Raw genomic sequence first — 18,073 nt, forward strand, 5'->3', positions numbered from 1 at the left:
AAATGATATTGAGAAAATAGCACAAAAAAATAGAGCTAAAGCTCTATTAAGTATAGTATTCTATGAAAATATATAATTATCGTTGATTTCTATAGATATATTCAGTAACTAATAGTGCATCCTTATATCTTCTATTGGCCTTATAAGCTTCAATAAGAAAATCACTATAAAATGTAGTATTAGAATGTTGTCTATTTTTCTTAGATTCATTATAAATGTCCATAAGCTTATTAAGATATTTTTCCGAATGAATATAGTCCTCATTTTCAATCATAATCTCTATAAGTTCATTTACAGATTTTAGTATATTTATTTTCTTTGCTTCTATATAATAAATTTTAGCAATTTCTTTTTTATTATATCTCAAATATAAAAAGCAAAGTTTTTGATATAGTTTCTCCATTGAATCTTTATTATCTTCTGGAGATATTTCCATTGCCTTTAATAAATATTCTTCTGCTTTAATAAAATCAATAGATATATAAGCTATTCCCATATGATAATAAATAAAAAACTTACTCCCTCTATCTTCAATAAGATTTAAAAAATTTAAAGCCTTATTATAATACTTTTCCATGGTAGGCAAATGAAAATATATATATAAATTGCCTAACATTACACATACTTCTATTTGGAGTTTAATACATCCCTCATTATAGGCTAGATTCAAGGCTTCTAAATTTAGTTCAATGGATTCATAATATTTTCCTTCAATCCACTTAATATATGCAATTTGATGTATAATTTCTGCAGTATATTTTACTTTTTTAGCTTCCTCTAATAGTTTTATATCATTATTTAAAAATCCTGTAATAAGATAAGACATATATAACTGATCATTATCCATATATTCTTTATATCTTAATATGTCAGTGTCCTCTGTTTGAAATAATTTATCAAATAACTCAAATAGCTGATAATCAATATTTAGAGAAGAATTTAAGTATCTAGATTTATTGCTCCTAATTTCTTCTAATCTATGCTCATCTATTGGTGTCCCAAAGTATCGTGATTTATTAATCTCCTCAAATATCTTTTTTCCCTCTTGCACAAATTTCTCATCACTATTAAAATCTATACCTAACTTTTTAAAAAGCATCTTTACTATTTCTTCACTTGCTACAATATTTCCTCTTTCAATCTTAGATAAATAGGAAATTGAACATATTCCCTTACACAAGTATTCTTGCTTTAAGCCTAGTTTTTCTCTATTCTCTTTTATTAATAATCCTGTTATATCTTTCATATTTATCTCCTAAAATTTCTATTATATTGTGATTTCACTTATCAATTCTATTCCGTTAGTTTTACTTAATAATTTTATTGCATTTTCCATTGATACTGGCTTGCTAAATAGATACCCCTGCATTATATCACAGTTGTTTTTTATTAGATATTGTTTTTGCGCCTCAGTTTCTACACCTTCTGCAATTACCATTAAACCAATTTTATGAACTAAAGATATTATTGAGCTTGTAAGAACTTTTTCTTGGTCTTTATTGAGTAAATTATCAATAAACAGTTTATCTATTTTAATAGTATCTATATTTATTTTTTTTAAACGAGCTAAAGAAGAATGACCTGTCCCAAAATCGTCTAATGATATACTGATACCTTCTTTTCTTAATTTACTAAGCTTTTCATTAATTATTTCATAATTATCTGCTAAAACTGTCTCTGTTATTTCTAATTCTAAATTTTCTGGTCGAATTCTTGCTTTTTCAATGATTTCTATTACATCTGTAATAAAATCATACTGCAATAATTGAATTAAAGATATATTCACAGCTACTTTTATACCTTTATGACCTTCATTCTCTAAAGTCTTAATAAAATTACAAGCTTTTATCAATATCAATCTTCCAAGGGGTACTATTAATTGTTGTTTTTCTGCCACATCAATAAACTTAATTGGTGAAATAATTCCCAATTCTTTATTTTTCCAACGAGCTAAGGCTTCAAATCCCACTATATAATCTGTCTTTAAATTAATTTGAGGCTGATATTCTAGGTAAAATTCCTCACTATTATTATCATAAATAACCTTTCTAAGTTCTTTCTCTATGGTTTCATTTAGTATTAAATCTTCTCTCATGGTTTCATCAAAAAAACAATATTTTTTATTCTCTTTTTCACTTATATTATTTAAAGCGATTTCAGCATCCTTAATTATGTCATCGATTCTACTATAACTTTCATCTATCTCAACTATTCCTATTTTTACAGTAATAGTTTTTCCTCCATATGTTGTTACCATAGAAAATTCAAATGAATGTAAAATTCTATTGCAGATTTCTATTAGATAATCTTTATCCTTATAGTTTTCTATATATACTATAAAACTATCTTCTGAATACCTAAATAAATGTGTATTATTAATATCTAGAGTCTTTAATGTTTTAGTTATTTCTATAAGCATATTGTCTAATCCTTGGTATCCAAATATTAATTTCACAAGTTTAAGGTTGCTACAATTTATTAGAAGCAATGCCTTGTTATTTTCTTTATGAACAAATATGTCCTCCTTAAAGAATTCTATAAAATGTTCTTTGTTAGGCAATTTAGTCAAAGAATCATAATACCCTAAGCGTTCAATTTTATAATTTTTGTGGATTATTAAAAATGTCATTATTTCATATATTACAAGTAAAAAGAATAAAATCAGTATAATTATTATTGTTATATTTTTTATTAAAGTAACCGTATTCTTTAAAGAATAAGTTATCACTAAAGTACCAGCTTTTATACCATCAACGTATATAGATGAAAATGTTCTATAGGTGGATATATGCCGATAGCTTTTTAAGTAATTTCTATTATGTCTAATATTTTCTGATTCCACTAGTTCATTAAATGCAGTATCACCTATTTTGGCTTTATCACTACTAGCAGTGATATTAAAATCATTATCTACAAAATGTATATATGTTATATTGTTTTCTCCTACTAATGTATCTATAAACTGTTGCACACTAAATCTATTGGTTAATTCATATACTTTATCAGATAAAATTCCGATTTGTATAAATTCACCACTGGAATGTTTAGAATAGGCATATTTATAATAATTATCTGATTCAGTGTCCTTTCGAATATCTTCAACTAAGTAATCCTCCATACCTTTCATAAAATTATATACAGGATGTCCTTCTTTTGCCGTCCATCCAACATAATTATCATTAGTAGAATATATTATCTCTCCCTTAGGATTATATAAATATATTTCATCAACTTTTAAGTCCTTAGAAAGCTCTTTTAAAAATTCATTATTTATTTCACTTCTATGTTTCCAGAGAGTTTTGTTGACAACGATTAACTTTTCATTAAGTAAATCTTGTATTACATTAGTTGCCGCAACAGAATCTGATAACCTAGACATATAATTATTTGCCAACCTATCAGATTCCCACTCCATGTGATCAACTAAAAATCGACTAACCATATCGGTAAAGTGAATTCCAGCTATTGTAAATATTATCACTGCACCTATTGGAATTGCATATGTTCTTAAACTAATTAATCTTACTTTTTTTCTTTTAATCAATTCCAACCCCCCCCAGTCTGACTTTTATCTTGTTCTTTATCAGATAAATTTATCTCTCCAGCATCTACAATGATATTTATAATAGTTGCAATCTTCAGTAATTTATTAATTGATATACCCTAATCTATTGAATTTATTTATATTATGCTAATTTACTTTTATTATTTTTAAAAAACTATAAATTTCTCTTGACATTATCAATTTAAAGTATTACTATTATTCTTAATATTAAAAATGCTTTGATGGAGAGAAAGATATCTAAACTTAATTACAGAGAGTTGGAATAGGTGGAACCCAACATTAAGAAGATATGTAATATTCACTCCTAAGCTGATTCGTTAAACGTTAGTTACAAGTAGGCGAATCCGAAAGCCCATCGTTATAGGGGATAGGACTGTTAGGTCTGATTGAGTGATGACTTTGTCATAATTAGGGTGGTACCACGGAGATATAATCTTCCGTCCCTATAAATATAGCTAAAAACTATATTTATAGGGACGGAAGATTTTTTTATGACCTAACACAACGAACGACAGTGAGTTGATGTAGGTCAAACGCAACAAGAACCAAATTCATGCGAGTGTAACGAGTAAATGAATTTGAGTTTCGAGACTGCGTAATATGACCTAACTTAGCGAACGCTTCCCCCTAATTATTCCATGGATTCAATCTAAGCTAATATCCTATATTTTTTATTAATTAAATTATAGGAGGATAAGAAAATGAAAACATTTAGTAAATTATTATCTTTAACAGTAGCAGGTATTATGGTTTTATCAGGTTGTAGTTCTAATATTGATACTACAAACAATATTCAAGATGAAAAGGTATATAAAATTGGAATTAGCCAATTGGCTGACCACCAGGCACTGGATGATGCAAGACGTGGTTTTGAAGATGGATTAAAAGAACTTGGAGTAAATGCAGAAATAGACTATCAAAATGCCCAAGGAGACATTCCTACTACTATTACTATCTCTCAGAAATTTGTAAAGGATGAAGTAGATTTAATCTATGCCATAGCCACACCAGCTGCACAATCTGCTAAACAAGCTACGAAAGATATTCCTATACTTTTCAGTGCTGTAACTGACCCTGTAAAGGCAGAAATAGTTCAGGATTGGAAAAATGTTGGTGGAAATATAACTGGTACATCAGATCTTGCACCTGCTGATTCTCAGCTAAAAATGTTCAAGGAAATTGACCCTACCATTAAAACTATAGGTATATTATATAATACAAATGAATCCAACTCTGAAATTCAAATAGAAGAAGTAAAGAAAATAGCTTCTTCCCAAGAATTGGAAATAATCACCGTTGGAGTAAGTAGTATAAATGAACTTCCCCAGGCAATAGACTCTATACTAAATAAGATCGATGCCTTATATGCCCTTTCTGACAATTTAATAGCTTCATCTGTTGAATTGTTATCAAAGAAACTTATAGATAAAAAAATTATCTCCGTATGTGCCGAGGAAACTCAAGTAAAAGGCGGACTGTTAATAACAAATGGACTAAGTTATTATGAACTAGGTAAACAGACAGCTGAAATGGCAAAAGAAATTCTCTTAGATAAAAAAGATATTTCAACTATACCTGTAGGAATAGCCGAAAAAACTATTACAACTATAAATATTAATACCTTAAAATCCTTAGAATTAGATGAAACAATTCCATTATTTAAAGATGCTGTCAAAGTGGGAAAATAAATTTAATTAATAAAAACTAAATATTTAGCTATATTTATAACCCTAATTTATATCAGTTTCTATATTGAATCCATTAGAAAAATTTTAAGTAATTTTAAAAAATGTGTTGACATTACTGAACTAAAGTATTATTATAGTTTTTAACATTAAAAATTGCTCTGATGGAGAGAAAGATATCATTGATTATTTAAAGAGAGTTGGGAAGGGTGAGAACCAACAATAACAAGATATGAAATATACACTCCTGAGCTGATTTCCTAAAAGTCAATTGCAAGTAGGGAAATCCGAAGGCCCATCGTTACAAGGGATAGGACTGTTAGGTCTGATTGAGTGATGACTTTGTCATAATTAGGGTGGTACCGCGGAGATATAATCTTCCGTCCCTATAAATATAGTTAAAAACTATATTTATAGGGACGGAAGATTTTTTTATGACCTAACTTAGCGAACACTTCCCCTAATTATTCCATGGATTCAATCTAAGCTAATATCCTATATTTTTTATTAATTAAATTATAGGAGGATAAGAAAATGAAAAAATTTAGTAAATTATTATCTTTAACAGTGGCAGGTATTATGGTTTTATCAGGTTGTAGTTCTAATATTGATACTGCAAACAATATTCAAGATGAAAAGGTATATAAAATTGGAATTAGCCAATTGGCTGACCACCAAGCACTGGATGATGCAAGACGTGGTTTTGAAGATGGATTAAAAGAACTTGGAGTAAATGCAGAAATAGACTATCAAAATGCCCAAGGAGACATTCCTACTACTATTACTATCTCTCAGAAATTTGTAAAAGATGAAGTAGATTTAATCTATGCCATAGCTACACCAGCTGCACAATCTGCTAAACAAGCTACGAAAGATATTCCTATACTTTTCAGTGCAGTAACAGATCCTGTAGTTGCTGAACTAGTTGATTCTATGGAAAAACCAGGAGGAAATATAACGGGAACATCAGATGCTAGTCCTATGGATAGACAATTACAATTGTTTAAGGATTTAGATGAAAATATTAAAAAAATTGGTATTATCTTTAATACTGATGAACAAAATTCACAAATTCAAGTGGAAATGGCAAAAGACTTAGGTTCTTCCATTGGTCTTGAAATTATAGAGGTTGGAATATCCAATATATCTGATATTCCCCAAGCAGTGGACTCTATAATTAAAAAGGTAGATGGAATATATACAATAACAGATAATAAGGTGGCATCTGCCATAAATATAGTTTCTGAAAAGGCTAAATCTAATAAATTAATTACCGTAGGTGCTGAAGACTCCCATGTAAATAATGGTATTCTCATAACCGATGGAATTAGCTACTATGAATTAGGGAAACAAACAGCACGAATGGCTAAGGAAATCTTAGTTGATGGAAAAACACCATCTGAAATTCCTTCAGAAACTGCCACTAATACCAAGAAAGTTTTCAATGAAAACACTCTAGGAGTCTTAGGCATTGATAAAAATAATAAAGCTTTTAAAGATGCAACAAAAAATCATTAAATAATGAGGTGAAATAAATGAATTCCTTAATAATTACTTCTTTTGAACAAGGATTAATATTTGCAATTTTAGCCATGGGAGTATTTATAACTTACAAAATACTTGATATAGCTGACCTTTCTGTAGAAGGTACATTTCCTTTTGGAGCCTTTGTATTTGCTAAATTTATATCCATGGGAATAAATCCAATAGTAAGTACATCAATAGCTTTTTTCTGTGGAACATTAGCAGGACTTTTTACAGCCACTTTATTTACAAAGCTAAAGATAAAACCTTTACTATCAGGTATTCTTACTATGACCATGCTTTACTCTGTAAATCTAAAAATAAATGGAAAATCTAATATACCATTATTTAGCTATAACTCTATTTTTGATTTAGGTCCAAATCTAATAGTTTTAGCTATAATTGTACTATCTATAAAAATTCTACTAGATGAATTTCTAAAAACAGAAACAGGCTATTTACTAATAACAACTGGAGATAATGAGTCCCTTGTAAAATCCCTTGGAGAAAATAGCAATAAGTATAAAATAATAGGACTAATGTTAGCCAATGGATTAGTAGCTCTAAGTGGTGCGTTAATGGCTCAAGTACAAGGATTTGCTGAGATAACCATGGGAAACTCTATTATAGTAGTAGCCCTTGCTTCAATTATAATAGGAGATACCATAAGAAAAAGTTCCAATAAAATTAAAAATACTACTAGGGCCATATTGGGAGCAATAATATATAAAATCATTGGTGGTATTGCCATAGATTTAGGTCTAAATCCCAATGACCTTAGGGCAATAAATGCAATAATTGTAATAGTATTTTTATCCTATAATAATTTTGCAGCTGACATCGTAAATTTAGTGAAAAAAAAGGAGGGAAATAAAGATGTTGAAAATAATAAACTTATCAAAGAAATTTAATATAAATACAGATAATGAAATTAATATTTTTCAAAACTTCAATTTGGAAATTGAAGAAAATAAATGTACAGCAATAATTGGTTCTAACGGCTGTGGCAAATCTACTCTCCTTAATATTATAGGTGGAAGTATTTTAGCCGATAAAGGTCAAATAGTGTTAAATGGCCATAATATAGAAAACTTAAGAGAAGAACAAAGAGCTAACCATATTGGAAGAGTATACCAGAATCCTTCTATGGGAGTATCTCCCTCTCTTACTATATTGGAGAATATGTCTTTAGCAAATAAAAAAGGAGAAAAATTTACTTTAAGAAAACTTATAAGAAAAAACAATATAGATAGATATATAGAATTACTAAAGGATTTAGATTTAGGTCTTGAAAACAAGTTAAATACAAAGGTAAAATTTTTATCTGGAGGTCAACGACAATCTTTATCTTTAGTCATGGCTGCTATGAAACATCCTGACTTACTTTTACTTGATGAACATACAGCAGCCTTAGATCCTAAAACCTCTAATGTAATAATGCAAAGAACAAGAGAATTAATAAAAAAATATTCTATGACAACCATAATGATTTCTCATAATATGAAAGATGCCATAGAATATTCAGATAGAATAGTAATGTTAGATAAGGGAGAAATCCTATTAGATAAGCCTAGCATAAATGTAACAGAGAAAGAATTAATTGATATATATAGAGAAAAGCTGCACAATTTTGCATAGTTAAAGAAGACCACTCCTACTATTTAATATGTAGGAGTGGTGTATAATTACAACATTAATCTTTCTTAAAATCTCCATACCATCCTGATTCGAAATCCAATTCTAACATCTTTCCAAACTCAATTGCCCATTCTCTAAAGAATGCACCTACAGAGGTAAGTATATTCCCATCTTTTATAAAATGTCCAATTTCTTCATAGGATTCTCTATACTCTGCTATATCCACCATACCCTCTAATTCTTCTATGGTTGTATGACCATGTTTTAATAATTCTTCCTTTAACATCCCAGCCAGATAACGCTTATTCTTCAATAAACCTGCCCTTGCAAGTAAAAAGGGAGTGCTGGAGATACTGGCAATTTTAATTCTAGGTAGATCAAATTGCTTCAAAAACGAATATATTCTCTCTTCATTGATAATGGGTTCAAGATCCATACATCCTGTTAATACTAAAGAATCAAACTCTTCTATATTCAAATCCTCAACTAATGCATCACAAACTATTTTCAGTCCTTCTTCACTCCTAACTGGATCTTTAGTTAAGCTGAATGTTGTATAGGGTTTATCAGCCTGAAGAAATATTGATAACATTACACTAAACTCATAGTTACTAAAATCATCATATAACAATACTGCTGTTTTCTTTTTACTCATAAACTATCCACCTCGTTTAATTAATATTCTTACTTAAAAATCACTTATCTTTCTTCCATAAATTGATCATTACACTCACCCCCAAACACACAAAAAAATGCTGAGAGAAAATCTCTCAGCATAATTAAAGCCTAAAAAGAGTACAAAAAAAGATGATAAAATCATCCTCAAATGTCAATAAATATTTGAAAGAGAGTTCTCGCTAAATTACGCACTAAAATAAGCCATTCCTAAGAATGTATTTCTGTGCATATTAAAATTTCTTATTTAGCAAGAATTTTGCTCATTGATACACCCCTCTCATATAATTAAATAAATTGTATCATAGATTGCTTTTGAATTCAAGTAATAAAATACTGGTGGCAATCTGATATTGATACCATTCTCTATAGCCCTACATCCAATAGGTAATACTGAGATTAACAACATAATAAATACTTCTTTCATATCTAAACTTACTCTCATCTTATACTTTTTACGCTTTCCTCTGGTATTTCAAGAAACTGAGAAAATAGTTCAATCTCCAGTTCACCGCTAAAATCCTTGTCTATAGGCTGAAGTACACATTCTCGCAACCTATATCCATTGATTCCTATTTCATTTTTATTAGTCCTCCCGATAATTCCAATACTAGAATTACTATATATTGGTGTTGCTTCTAAATAGTCTTTTATATAAAAATTAAGCTGAATATTATCTACTGTTTCATATTTTATAACGGCTAGATTTTTACCCCTTGGACAAACGTTTTTCAATCCTTCCATAAATATATTAAGATTTTTATCCCGTATCTCTCTATCTTCAATTTTTTCAGCCTTCTCCTTTATATCCTCATATATATCAAAAGAATAGATTTCATTTATAAAAAAACAGCTCTCCCTACCAAGTTCTTTATCATAATACACGATTTTTGTTCCTATATTTTGTTTTCCAAAATCTACTTTAAAACAATGTTGTATTGGTTTTTCTATGAAGCTTTGATTGATGTATAGTTTTATATCTAATTCCTTAGTCTTATCTATGCTAGGAGTAATTTCCTCTTCCATTTGCTCATATTGAGCAATCACTAGATTTTCCAGATTTATATCATCCCATTCTTCTGGAATTAAGCCTTTTTCAATAAAATGCTGTAACTGCATTATCTCTTCCAGGTTGCTGTTATTGATATGACTGTTTCTTGATGAACTAAAATTAACAATCTGCCCCTGTATTTCTATTTGCTTTATATAGAACTCCTTATGTCTACTGTGTTCTTCAATGCTGTGTAACTTTTCTTCTCTATTGGTCTTGATCTTTTCTCTATATTCACAATCAATTTCATTTATAGGACAACTTTTTTCTTCATATATAATCCATAGTCTATTTTTCTCTTTATCTACAGTAAAACTTAAGATTAAAACATCTCTCCCTCTTATATGTACACGTTCATTAATAATATATTCTTCTATAGGAAGTAACATCTGTTGTTTTAAATGTTTTAGTATCATCTTATCCCTCGCCTCCATATTGATGAAAATATCCAGTAAAATTGAAACCTATTATTTCTATATTATAATTCCTATCTAAATTCTTTAGCATCCCTAGGCAACGTTTTAATCTTTTTAATATATTCTGTTACATTTATATCGTCTTTAGTAGGATAATGGTATTCAAGTGATTCGGCTAATGAATTCCCTAATTTTCGTATAAATCTACCTGCTCTAAACAACGATTCCCACATTTCATCATAATCTATAGTTGGATATATGGAAACAAAGTCGTTGTACATTTCATCGGATAAATATTTTTCGAACCATTTTCCACACTTCCCAACATTTATATTCCATTCGTGTTTTTCCCCAATATGCCATGATAATAATGTTCTTATACAATCCATTAAAATAACATCAAACATATATTTAGCAAGGGGTAATTCATCTCTCCATATTCCTTTGGCAACATAGGTTTGAATCCACCATGATTCATTCAATAATTTATCAAACTCCTTTTTTGAAGGCTTTAGTACATAGTAACCAGTATCATTAGGTATAGGTATTGTAAGCTCATTATCATCTTTATTTAATAGTATTTTGCTAAGTGTATCTTCTTTAACTATTTCCCTAATATTTTTTATATCTTTAAAACTAAGATCTATTCTAACTCCATTTTTGAACTGCATAAGAAAAATATATGATCCATCATCAAAATCATTTTGCTGCATAATAACAAGTTCTCCAAATGCCTTGATCCATTTCTGATTTATTTTATAACTTAAATCTTCAATATCTGTTATAAAAAATACTATATCATAATCTTGCATTATATCTTTAGGTGCATTAGCATTAACTCTTGAACCGTTCATCATAACAGCTCTAACTCTATCTTCATTATTGGCAAAATCCAATATCTGATTTATCACTTCATTTTCTTTTCTCATATATTTTCTCTCCTTTTACAATCTTAATTGCAAATCAAATGAAGAATGTATAGTTTTAATAGATTGTAATCTAGTCATCAAATCTTATAAATAATTCCATTATATCATTATCTGATTTAAATCCTTTTCTCTCATAAAACTTAACTGCTTCATGACTTGGCCATACTATTAATATTTCCAAATCTTTTTCTGTTGCCCAAGTCTTTACATTGTCCATAAGTTTAGAACCTATTCCTTTACCTCTATATGACGGTTTTGTATAGATGTTTGTAACATATCCATACTCGTCAATAATTCTATTGGGTTTCGGAATCTTTCTAATGTGATTAATAGAAATATGGGATACGATCATATTATTATCTAATGCTATCCAATGAGTCCAATTTCCTTCTTCTAATCCGCTTTTAAAGAATTTATAACATTCCTTCATAAATATATCTTTATTTATAAAGTTTAAAGTATCCTTTCCTTCAGTCTTAAAATCCCACCTCATCTGCGATAGTTCTATAAAGTCTTCAATTCCCGCTATTCTATATTCCATAACATTTTCTCCTTTCACATAACTATCCGATTATACTCTAATAAGCTTAATAAACTTTTTTGATTTTCTATAAACTAAGTTTTCATTATTCTATTTGTCTTTTATACCCATTATCTTAAAGTATTTCAATAAATCTTTCCACTACTATTTATATTATTACAATTTAATTTACTTCAATGATAAACACTAATTCATCCATTCTAGTTATTTGTAAATCCTTACTATATCTTTTAAATTCATCTTTTAATGATTGAATATTTGAATAGTATTCGTCCTCTATTTCTTCAATTTCTTCCTTAGTCAATCTACTTATAATTTTTTCTTTTGCCTCTTGATTTTCAAACATCAAATCACCTATTACTATTCTTCCATTATCTTTTAATACTCTTATCATCTCTTTTATGGCAATTTTCTTTTCCTTCTCATTTAAATGATGAAAAGCATAGGTAGATACTATTACATCGAATTTCCCATTTCCAAAGGGTATATTTAAAAATTCTCCTAACCTTAATTTTAATTCAGGAAACTTCTCTTTTGCAACATTTAGCATCTCTCTAGACTGGTCTATTCCAATAATATCATATTGCCCCTGTAAAAACCTATTTGCTAAATTACCTGTTCCAACACCTATTTCCAGTACATTTATGGTATTTTCCTTATTTTTAACTGATTTTTCATAGACTGTATCTAATATCCCATTATAATATTTGTAGAAATTTAAGCTTCCACTATGTTTTTCTACCGACTTATCATAGGTTCTAGCCCAACTATTAAAATCCCATTTATCTTTCCACTGATTTTTTATTTGCCATAGGTCATTCATAGATTTTATTATCTTAATTGTTTTTTCTTTATATGCTTCGCTTTCACTTTCATAAATATTATCCATAATTTCTTCTAAGGAATCTTTTATTAACTGCATTCTATGAATTTGATTATTTATTACCTCCCATTGAACATGGAAATGGTTCAGTATATTATCTTTACTTTCATCTATAAATATATCCTTAATATTTTCTATTGGTATATCTAATTCTCTATACATTAATATGGTCTGTAATTTAATTAAATCATCTTCAGTAAAATACCTATAGGCATTTTCAAAATCCCTTTTTGGCTTAATCAATCCTTTCTTTTCATAAAATCTTATTTTATTAGTTGTAATATTGAATATATTTGATACTTCTTTTATGGAATAAGTTTTCTCCATTTTTGTGCCCCCTCTATATTATTCTATATATAGAATAAACCTTAGTCTAGGACTAAGGTCAAGAAAACAATTAAATATATTCTATTATTTTCTACTTTCTTCTTTTAAACACTGCTATAGCATCTCTACTATAGCCATTAGCCCCATTTGGTGTAAAACAAGATACTAATTCCCATCCTTGGTCGCCTAGTTTATTAAGTTCATAATTAAAGTCTTCAGTTTCTAATATTCCTCCACCAAATCCCTTCAATCCAAATTTAATAGTCTTATATTCCCATCTATCCAAAGTTAACCCCTCCTTAAATATTATATATAATATAAACTATTATAGACTTCTTGCCATTAATAAACATGGACTTTGTTCTCCCCAAATTTCTTTAATTTCCTCTAAAGGATAAAATCCTACCTTTCTATAAAATTCTCTAGTTTTTTTATAGTTCTTGTCAGGATGAGATTCTCCAAGGGTTTTAACCATTAAAAACTTATAATCATTTTCTAAAGAATAACCTACTGCTTTTTCAATTAAATCTCTGCCTATTCCTTTATTATGATATTCTTTTAAAATACCCATAGCATATATTTCAGATGTATATTCATTATTAATTTTCAAACTTAAAAATCCTATAGGTTTACCATCATCAAAAGCTGAATAAAATACGGTTTCTTTTACATTACCTACATATTCTATAATAGACTCTTCTATTCCAAACCAGTCTGGCAATTGTCTAAGTACAAAGTCGGTAATATTTGATTTTAATTCTTGGTCATCTATTAGTTTATATATATATCCGCAAATTCCAATAATATTAGTCATTACCTCCCCTCCATGGCACTATTATTATATCCCAACAAATATCTTTTAAAAAATTCTCTAAACCCATTGCCTATTTTGTCTTCTTTTTCTGTTATTTTCATATCTAAATAATATTTTTTACTGTTCTTTTCTACTGATAGAGAGTCAAGGGGGAATCCTTTATTTCTTCTTGTATGAGGCTTGTCCACAATTAGAAACTCATCTGATGATATTTCCTTTCCTTGGTACTGGTAGATATGCTTTTCATCTACCACAAGACAAATTGCATTTTCATATCTGGCTAATATTTGTCCTCCATTTTCCCTAGCAATACCCCCATAATATTCTATCATTTCTTCATCTGTTAACTCTTTTCCATGTACTCGTCTTACATGTACTCCTGGCTGTTTTTCTGATTCAATTCCTGTTATATAAAGCCCAGAATCACAGGAAAATACTGGTATCTTAGTTCTCCTATAATATTCTAATGCTTTTATTCTTGCATTTTCCAATGGATTATTTCCTGTTTCATCTATAGTATCATTTTGTATGATAACTGAGTTCAATCCTATTATTTCTATATCTAATCCTTTTAAAACTTCTCTCATACTTTCAAGTTTTGCTATATTAGTTGTTCCATATAATATTCTCATTTTTCACCTCTTACATAAATTTATCCCTAAAATACTCATAAGCTTCCTTGGAATCCTTATGATATAAAAGTAATGTTTCCTTATTTAATTCTAAATCCGTTAAATAATGTAATATTGCTTTTTCCCTTGAGTCTTTTAAGGCTTCTCTAATCTCATTTATAAGTTTTTCATACCCTTCTTCTTTCCAACTTAATTTATCTGCTAACAATACTTCTATTTCCATCTTACTTGGTGGTCTCCTTGAGGTTGTATGGTACCGAACTGCATTTAATATGTCTTCATTCTCTATTCCAAATACATTTTCTGCTATAAGTTTTGATATCTTTTGATGCAGGATTGAAGGCATTTGCTTTTCTTCATGGGTAATTTCAATGTTATTTTCTATACAAAACCTTATTATTTCATCCTTATCCACTACTCTTCCTAAATCATGACAATAACAGGCAACTTCGCTTCCTTCTTCTATGGAACCAAATTGTTTTTTAATATTATATAGTTCTGTAACTACATCAAGTGTATGTTCATATGTATCTTCTCTGCCATACATTAAAAAATATGAATGTATATCCCTCTTAAAGTCACCAGTTACCTTAAAATCTAGATATTTTTCCACCTTATACCTCCCATATAAAATTAACTAATAAAGTCTTTTACTTTCCACGGATTTCTTAAATTTCCTATGGACTAATTATATCTAACTATTCATATCCTTTCAATATCCATATATAATCATATATCTTCTATCACAAGATTCAAAAAATATTGAGTCAAAGTCTTATTTAATTACTTATTGGTTATAAAATAAATTTAGGTCTAGAAGGAGCTAAACTCCTCTAGACCTAAGATTTTACTTCTAAGTGAATAGCGTTATCTACATTAAATATTTTTATATTGAAAGATATACAAGAACATAGCTTCTTACATATATTCCGTACAAATGGAATTAAGCAAGACGTACTACAGTCATAGTTGCACCTGCACCAGTTTGAAGTATTGCTGTACCTACTAAGCCAAATAATTGAAGCTCAAGCTGATCTCCTGCATTCAGTGTAGTTATAGTAGTAGCAGTATAACCTGTTACAGAAGCTATTGGAGAGAAAACAGAACCTGGAATTGCTGTACCATTGCGAAGTACTCTAGAAGATATAAGCAAAGCTACGGTTACATTAATCTGGTAAGTTATTAGATAAGTTCCAGTTTCAGGAACTGTAAAGACAGTATTTGTTCCATTAACAGTAAAATCATCTAAGTTTTGATTATCAGGCAGACTTATAGTAGTACCACCTAATGCTACAAGGATAGTGTCTCCAGTTGCATTCTGTGCATTCATAGAATTTTCAGTAACTGCAACTCCTGGTGGTCCCTGTGGACCTTCTGGACCTATTGGTCCCTGTGGGCCTTCTGGACCTATTGGTCCCTGTGGACCTTCTGGACCTGTTGCTCCTGTTGCTCCTGCTGGACCTTGTGGACCTTCTGGACCTACTGGTCCTATTGGGCCTGTTGCTCCTGTTGGGCCTGCTGGGCCTTGTGGACCCTCCGGACCTGTTGCTCCTATTGGACCTTGTGGACCCATTGGTCCTTGTGGTCCTGCTTGGCCTTGTGGACCCATTGGTCCTTGTGGTCCTTGTGGTCCCCTTGGTCCACGACAACAACATTGTCCAGGATATGGTGGATTCGGTGGACATGGTGGATATGGTGGACACGGTGGATGTGGTGGATATGGTGGACATGGTGGATTCGGCGGACATGGTGGCCATGGCATACATCCTCCACAACATGAACATGAATATCCATTTTCTTGATAATATCTCATCATAGCATTATCTAAAAGCGAATAGTCTCGTTTATTAGAGAATCCTCTTGGTACTACACATGAATTAGATTGATTTGGTATTATACTATAACCCATTGTTTACCCCTTCCTTTTATCATAATTTTTATAACCAATAGGGAAAGTTATATTTTTTATCTTTTATAAATAATGAACTTTCCGTAGGTGAGTTTCAACAAAAGTTACATCTAACGCTTCAATAGAAGCTTTTGTCATAATCTAGTGGGATTTTATATTAAGCTGCAATTTTCTGTTCCCATTATCAGTCTATGTACAAGCCAAAAAAGTGTTACAATCATTTATAAATTATTTATCTTCAATAAAAATTAAAAAGTAGAATGGAAATTATAATCTATCCATTCTACTTTCTATATTAAATAAAAACTAATCACTAATGTTGAATTAAACCTTTCCTAGCTCCATCTTCAATCATACTCTCAACAAATTCCCATAATTGGTCTGAAGATTTTTTCACTGGTTCTATTCTCTTATATATATCTTCTTTTGATACATTAAATTTTCTCCAAGTTCCACCATCATTATTATAATTATTTAACATTGGCTGAAGTCTATCCATAGAAGCTGCAAATAGCGCTTCTGCTGTTTCACCTTCTTCAAATTCATCCCACAATTCTCTGAATTGTTTACCTTTATCTTCTTCTAATATTCCAAATATTTTTTCTGCCGCTTTTATTTCTCTTTCTTTCTTATCTTCATTTCCTTTTTTATCATAACAGAAAGTATCTCCTGCATAAATTTCTACTAAATCATGAGTAAGTAACATTTTTATCACCTTACATATATCTATCTTTTCATTGGAATATTCTCCCAATACCATTGCCATTATTGATATATGCCATGAGTGCTGTGCATCATCTTCTCTCCTGTCTTCATTGATTAAGCTTGTCTGCCTTAATATGCTTTTCATTTTATCTAATTCCACTATAAATTCTATATCTTTCATAAGTCTTTTACTTATCATTTTATCTCTCCTCATCTGAATCCTTTTTTATTCTTGCAATTGAATTAATTATTATGGCTATTATGGGTCCAAGTATAACTCCTAATGGACCTAAGATTGCAGCACCTAATATAGTTGCAACAAATGTATAAAGTGGTCTAAGTCCTATTTCTTTTCCTACTATTTTGGGTTCTATTATTTGCCTTAAAATCAACAAGACAATATATATAATGGATAAATTAATTCCCATCTTATTTTGCCCTGCTATAAAACTAATTATAGACCAAGGAATCATAACTAATCCTGCCCCTAGAACTGGAATTATATCTAATATTGCAATTCCTAAAGAAATCAATATTACATAGGGAACATCTATTATAGTTAATCCTATACTCATAATAATAAAGGTTATAAACATTAATTTAACCTGAGCCTTTATATAACCTTTAATACCTTTTTCTGTATCATTTATTATTTTTTTTAAAAACTCCATTTTATTAGCCATTATCATTCTCCTATATTATACATCATTAATTCTATTATTTGAAATTATACCATACCTATTCCTCTAATAAATATAAAATCCTCAAAACAGTAAATT

Annotated in this window: 18 protein-coding genes and 2 other annotated features; of the genes, 4 read left to right on the forward strand and 14 right to left on the reverse strand. The window is 29.4% G+C overall.

From position 1 onward, the window contains the following. Positions 1 to 76 precede the first annotated feature (76 nt). On the reverse strand, positions 77 to 1,246 hold the full coding sequence (locus KQI41_RS13890) for a helix-turn-helix domain-containing protein (RefSeq protein ID WP_154443048.1): 1,170 nt from the start codon (positions 1,244 to 1,246) through the stop codon (positions 77 to 79). A gap of 21 nt (positions 1,247 to 1,267) precedes the next feature. Beyond that, entirely contained in the window at positions 1,268 to 3,544 is a 2,277-nt protein-coding gene (locus tag KQI41_RS13895) for a putative bifunctional diguanylate cyclase/phosphodiesterase (protein WP_216585498.1), read from the reverse strand. Between the two features lie 230 nt (positions 3,545 to 3,774). Then, positions 3,775 to 4,013 (forward strand) — a binding site (T-box leader). 253 nt (positions 4,014 to 4,266) lie between these two features. Here KQI41_RS13895 and KQI41_RS13900 point away from each other — a divergent pair. The 4 genes from KQI41_RS13900 to KQI41_RS13915 all read left to right on the forward strand — a co-directional run bounded on the left by KQI41_RS13900 (position 4,267) and on the right by KQI41_RS13915 (position 8,412). Beyond that, positions 4,267 to 5,253, forward strand: a complete 987-nt coding sequence (locus KQI41_RS13900) for an ABC transporter substrate-binding protein (RefSeq protein WP_216585499.1) — start codon at positions 4,267 to 4,269, stop codon at positions 5,251 to 5,253. Positions 5,254 to 5,402: 149 nt separating this feature from the next. Then, positions 5,403 to 5,641 (forward strand) — a binding site (T-box leader). Between the two features lie 143 nt (positions 5,642 to 5,784). Beyond that, positions 5,785 to 6,768: an ABC transporter substrate-binding protein gene (locus tag KQI41_RS13905; RefSeq protein ID WP_154442706.1), complete on the forward strand. Its 984-nt coding sequence runs from the start codon at positions 5,785 to 5,787 to the stop codon at positions 6,766 to 6,768. A 17-nt stretch (positions 6,769 to 6,785) separates the two neighbouring features. After that, positions 6,786 to 7,685: an ABC transporter permease gene (locus KQI41_RS13910; protein ID WP_154442708.1), complete on the forward strand. Its 900-nt coding sequence runs from the start codon at positions 6,786 to 6,788 to the stop codon at positions 7,683 to 7,685. Then, complete coding sequence (locus KQI41_RS13915; protein ID WP_154442710.1) at positions 7,651 to 8,412, forward strand: ABC transporter ATP-binding protein; 762 nt, start codon at positions 7,651 to 7,653, stop codon at positions 8,410 to 8,412. The genes KQI41_RS13910 and KQI41_RS13915 overlap by 35 nt, the downstream gene beginning before the upstream one ends. 55 nt (positions 8,413 to 8,467) lie before the next feature. Here KQI41_RS13915 and KQI41_RS13920 read toward each other — a convergent pair whose 3' ends face one another. From KQI41_RS13920 to KQI41_RS13975, 12 genes are all read right to left on the reverse strand, one after another. Then, positions 8,468 to 9,067 (reverse strand): DJ-1/PfpI family protein, encoded by a 600-nt coding sequence (locus tag KQI41_RS13920; protein ID WP_154442712.1) that lies wholly within the window; start codon positions 9,065 to 9,067, stop codon positions 8,468 to 8,470. Positions 9,068 to 9,528: 461 nt separating this feature from the next. Next, positions 9,529 to 10,554: a hypothetical protein gene (locus KQI41_RS13925; RefSeq protein WP_154442714.1), complete on the reverse strand. Its 1,026-nt coding sequence runs from the start codon at positions 10,552 to 10,554 to the stop codon at positions 9,529 to 9,531. A gap of 71 nt (positions 10,555 to 10,625) precedes the next feature. Continuing rightward, positions 10,626 to 11,483, reverse strand: coding sequence for an aminoglycoside 6-adenylyltransferase (locus KQI41_RS13930; RefSeq protein WP_154442716.1), 858 nt, complete (start codon positions 11,481 to 11,483; stop codon positions 10,626 to 10,628). Positions 11,484 to 11,553: 70 nt separating this feature from the next. Beyond that, positions 11,554 to 12,024 (reverse strand): GNAT family N-acetyltransferase, encoded by a 471-nt coding sequence (locus KQI41_RS13935; protein ID WP_154442718.1) that lies wholly within the window; start codon positions 12,022 to 12,024, stop codon positions 11,554 to 11,556. Positions 12,025 to 12,187: 163 nt separating this feature from the next. Beyond that, a complete protein-coding gene (locus KQI41_RS13940; RefSeq protein ID WP_154442720.1) occupies positions 12,188 to 13,234 on the reverse strand; it encodes a MerR family transcriptional regulator in 1,047 nt (348 codons plus the stop codon). A gap of 91 nt (positions 13,235 to 13,325) precedes the next feature. Then, on the reverse strand, positions 13,326 to 13,520 hold the full coding sequence (locus KQI41_RS13945) for a DUF4177 domain-containing protein (RefSeq protein ID WP_154442722.1): 195 nt from the start codon (positions 13,518 to 13,520) through the stop codon (positions 13,326 to 13,328). 39 nt (positions 13,521 to 13,559) lie between these two features. Further along, complete coding sequence (locus tag KQI41_RS13950) at positions 13,560 to 14,048, reverse strand: GNAT family N-acetyltransferase (RefSeq protein ID WP_154442724.1); 489 nt, start codon at positions 14,046 to 14,048, stop codon at positions 13,560 to 13,562. Further along, positions 14,048 to 14,680, reverse strand: coding sequence for a non-canonical purine NTP pyrophosphatase (locus KQI41_RS13955; protein ID WP_154442726.1), 633 nt, complete (start codon positions 14,678 to 14,680; stop codon positions 14,048 to 14,050). Before KQI41_RS13955 ends, KQI41_RS13950 begins: the two co-directional genes overlap by 1 nt. Positions 14,681 to 14,690: 10 nt before the next feature. Next, positions 14,691 to 15,293, reverse strand: a complete 603-nt coding sequence (locus KQI41_RS13960) for an HD domain-containing protein (protein ID WP_154442728.1) — start codon at positions 15,291 to 15,293, stop codon at positions 14,691 to 14,693. Positions 15,294 to 15,623: 330 nt separating this feature from the next. Further along, entirely contained in the window at positions 15,624 to 16,589 is a 966-nt protein-coding gene (locus KQI41_RS19175; RefSeq protein WP_195838045.1) for a BclA C-terminal domain-containing protein, read from the reverse strand. A 313-nt stretch (positions 16,590 to 16,902) separates the two neighbouring features. Further along, a complete protein-coding gene (locus KQI41_RS13970) occupies positions 16,903 to 17,493 on the reverse strand; it encodes an HD domain-containing protein (RefSeq protein ID WP_154442730.1) in 591 nt (196 codons plus the stop codon). A 1-nt stretch (position 17,494) separates the two neighbouring features. After that, complete coding sequence (locus KQI41_RS13975; RefSeq protein ID WP_195838046.1) at positions 17,495 to 17,977, reverse strand: AI-2E family transporter; 483 nt, start codon at positions 17,975 to 17,977, stop codon at positions 17,495 to 17,497. Positions 17,978 to 18,073 lie beyond the last annotated feature (96 nt).

This window comes from Tissierella pigra (assembly GCF_018917845.1).
GTDB classification, from domain to species: domain Bacteria; phylum Bacillota; class Clostridia; order Tissierellales; family Tissierellaceae; genus Tissierella; species Tissierella pigra.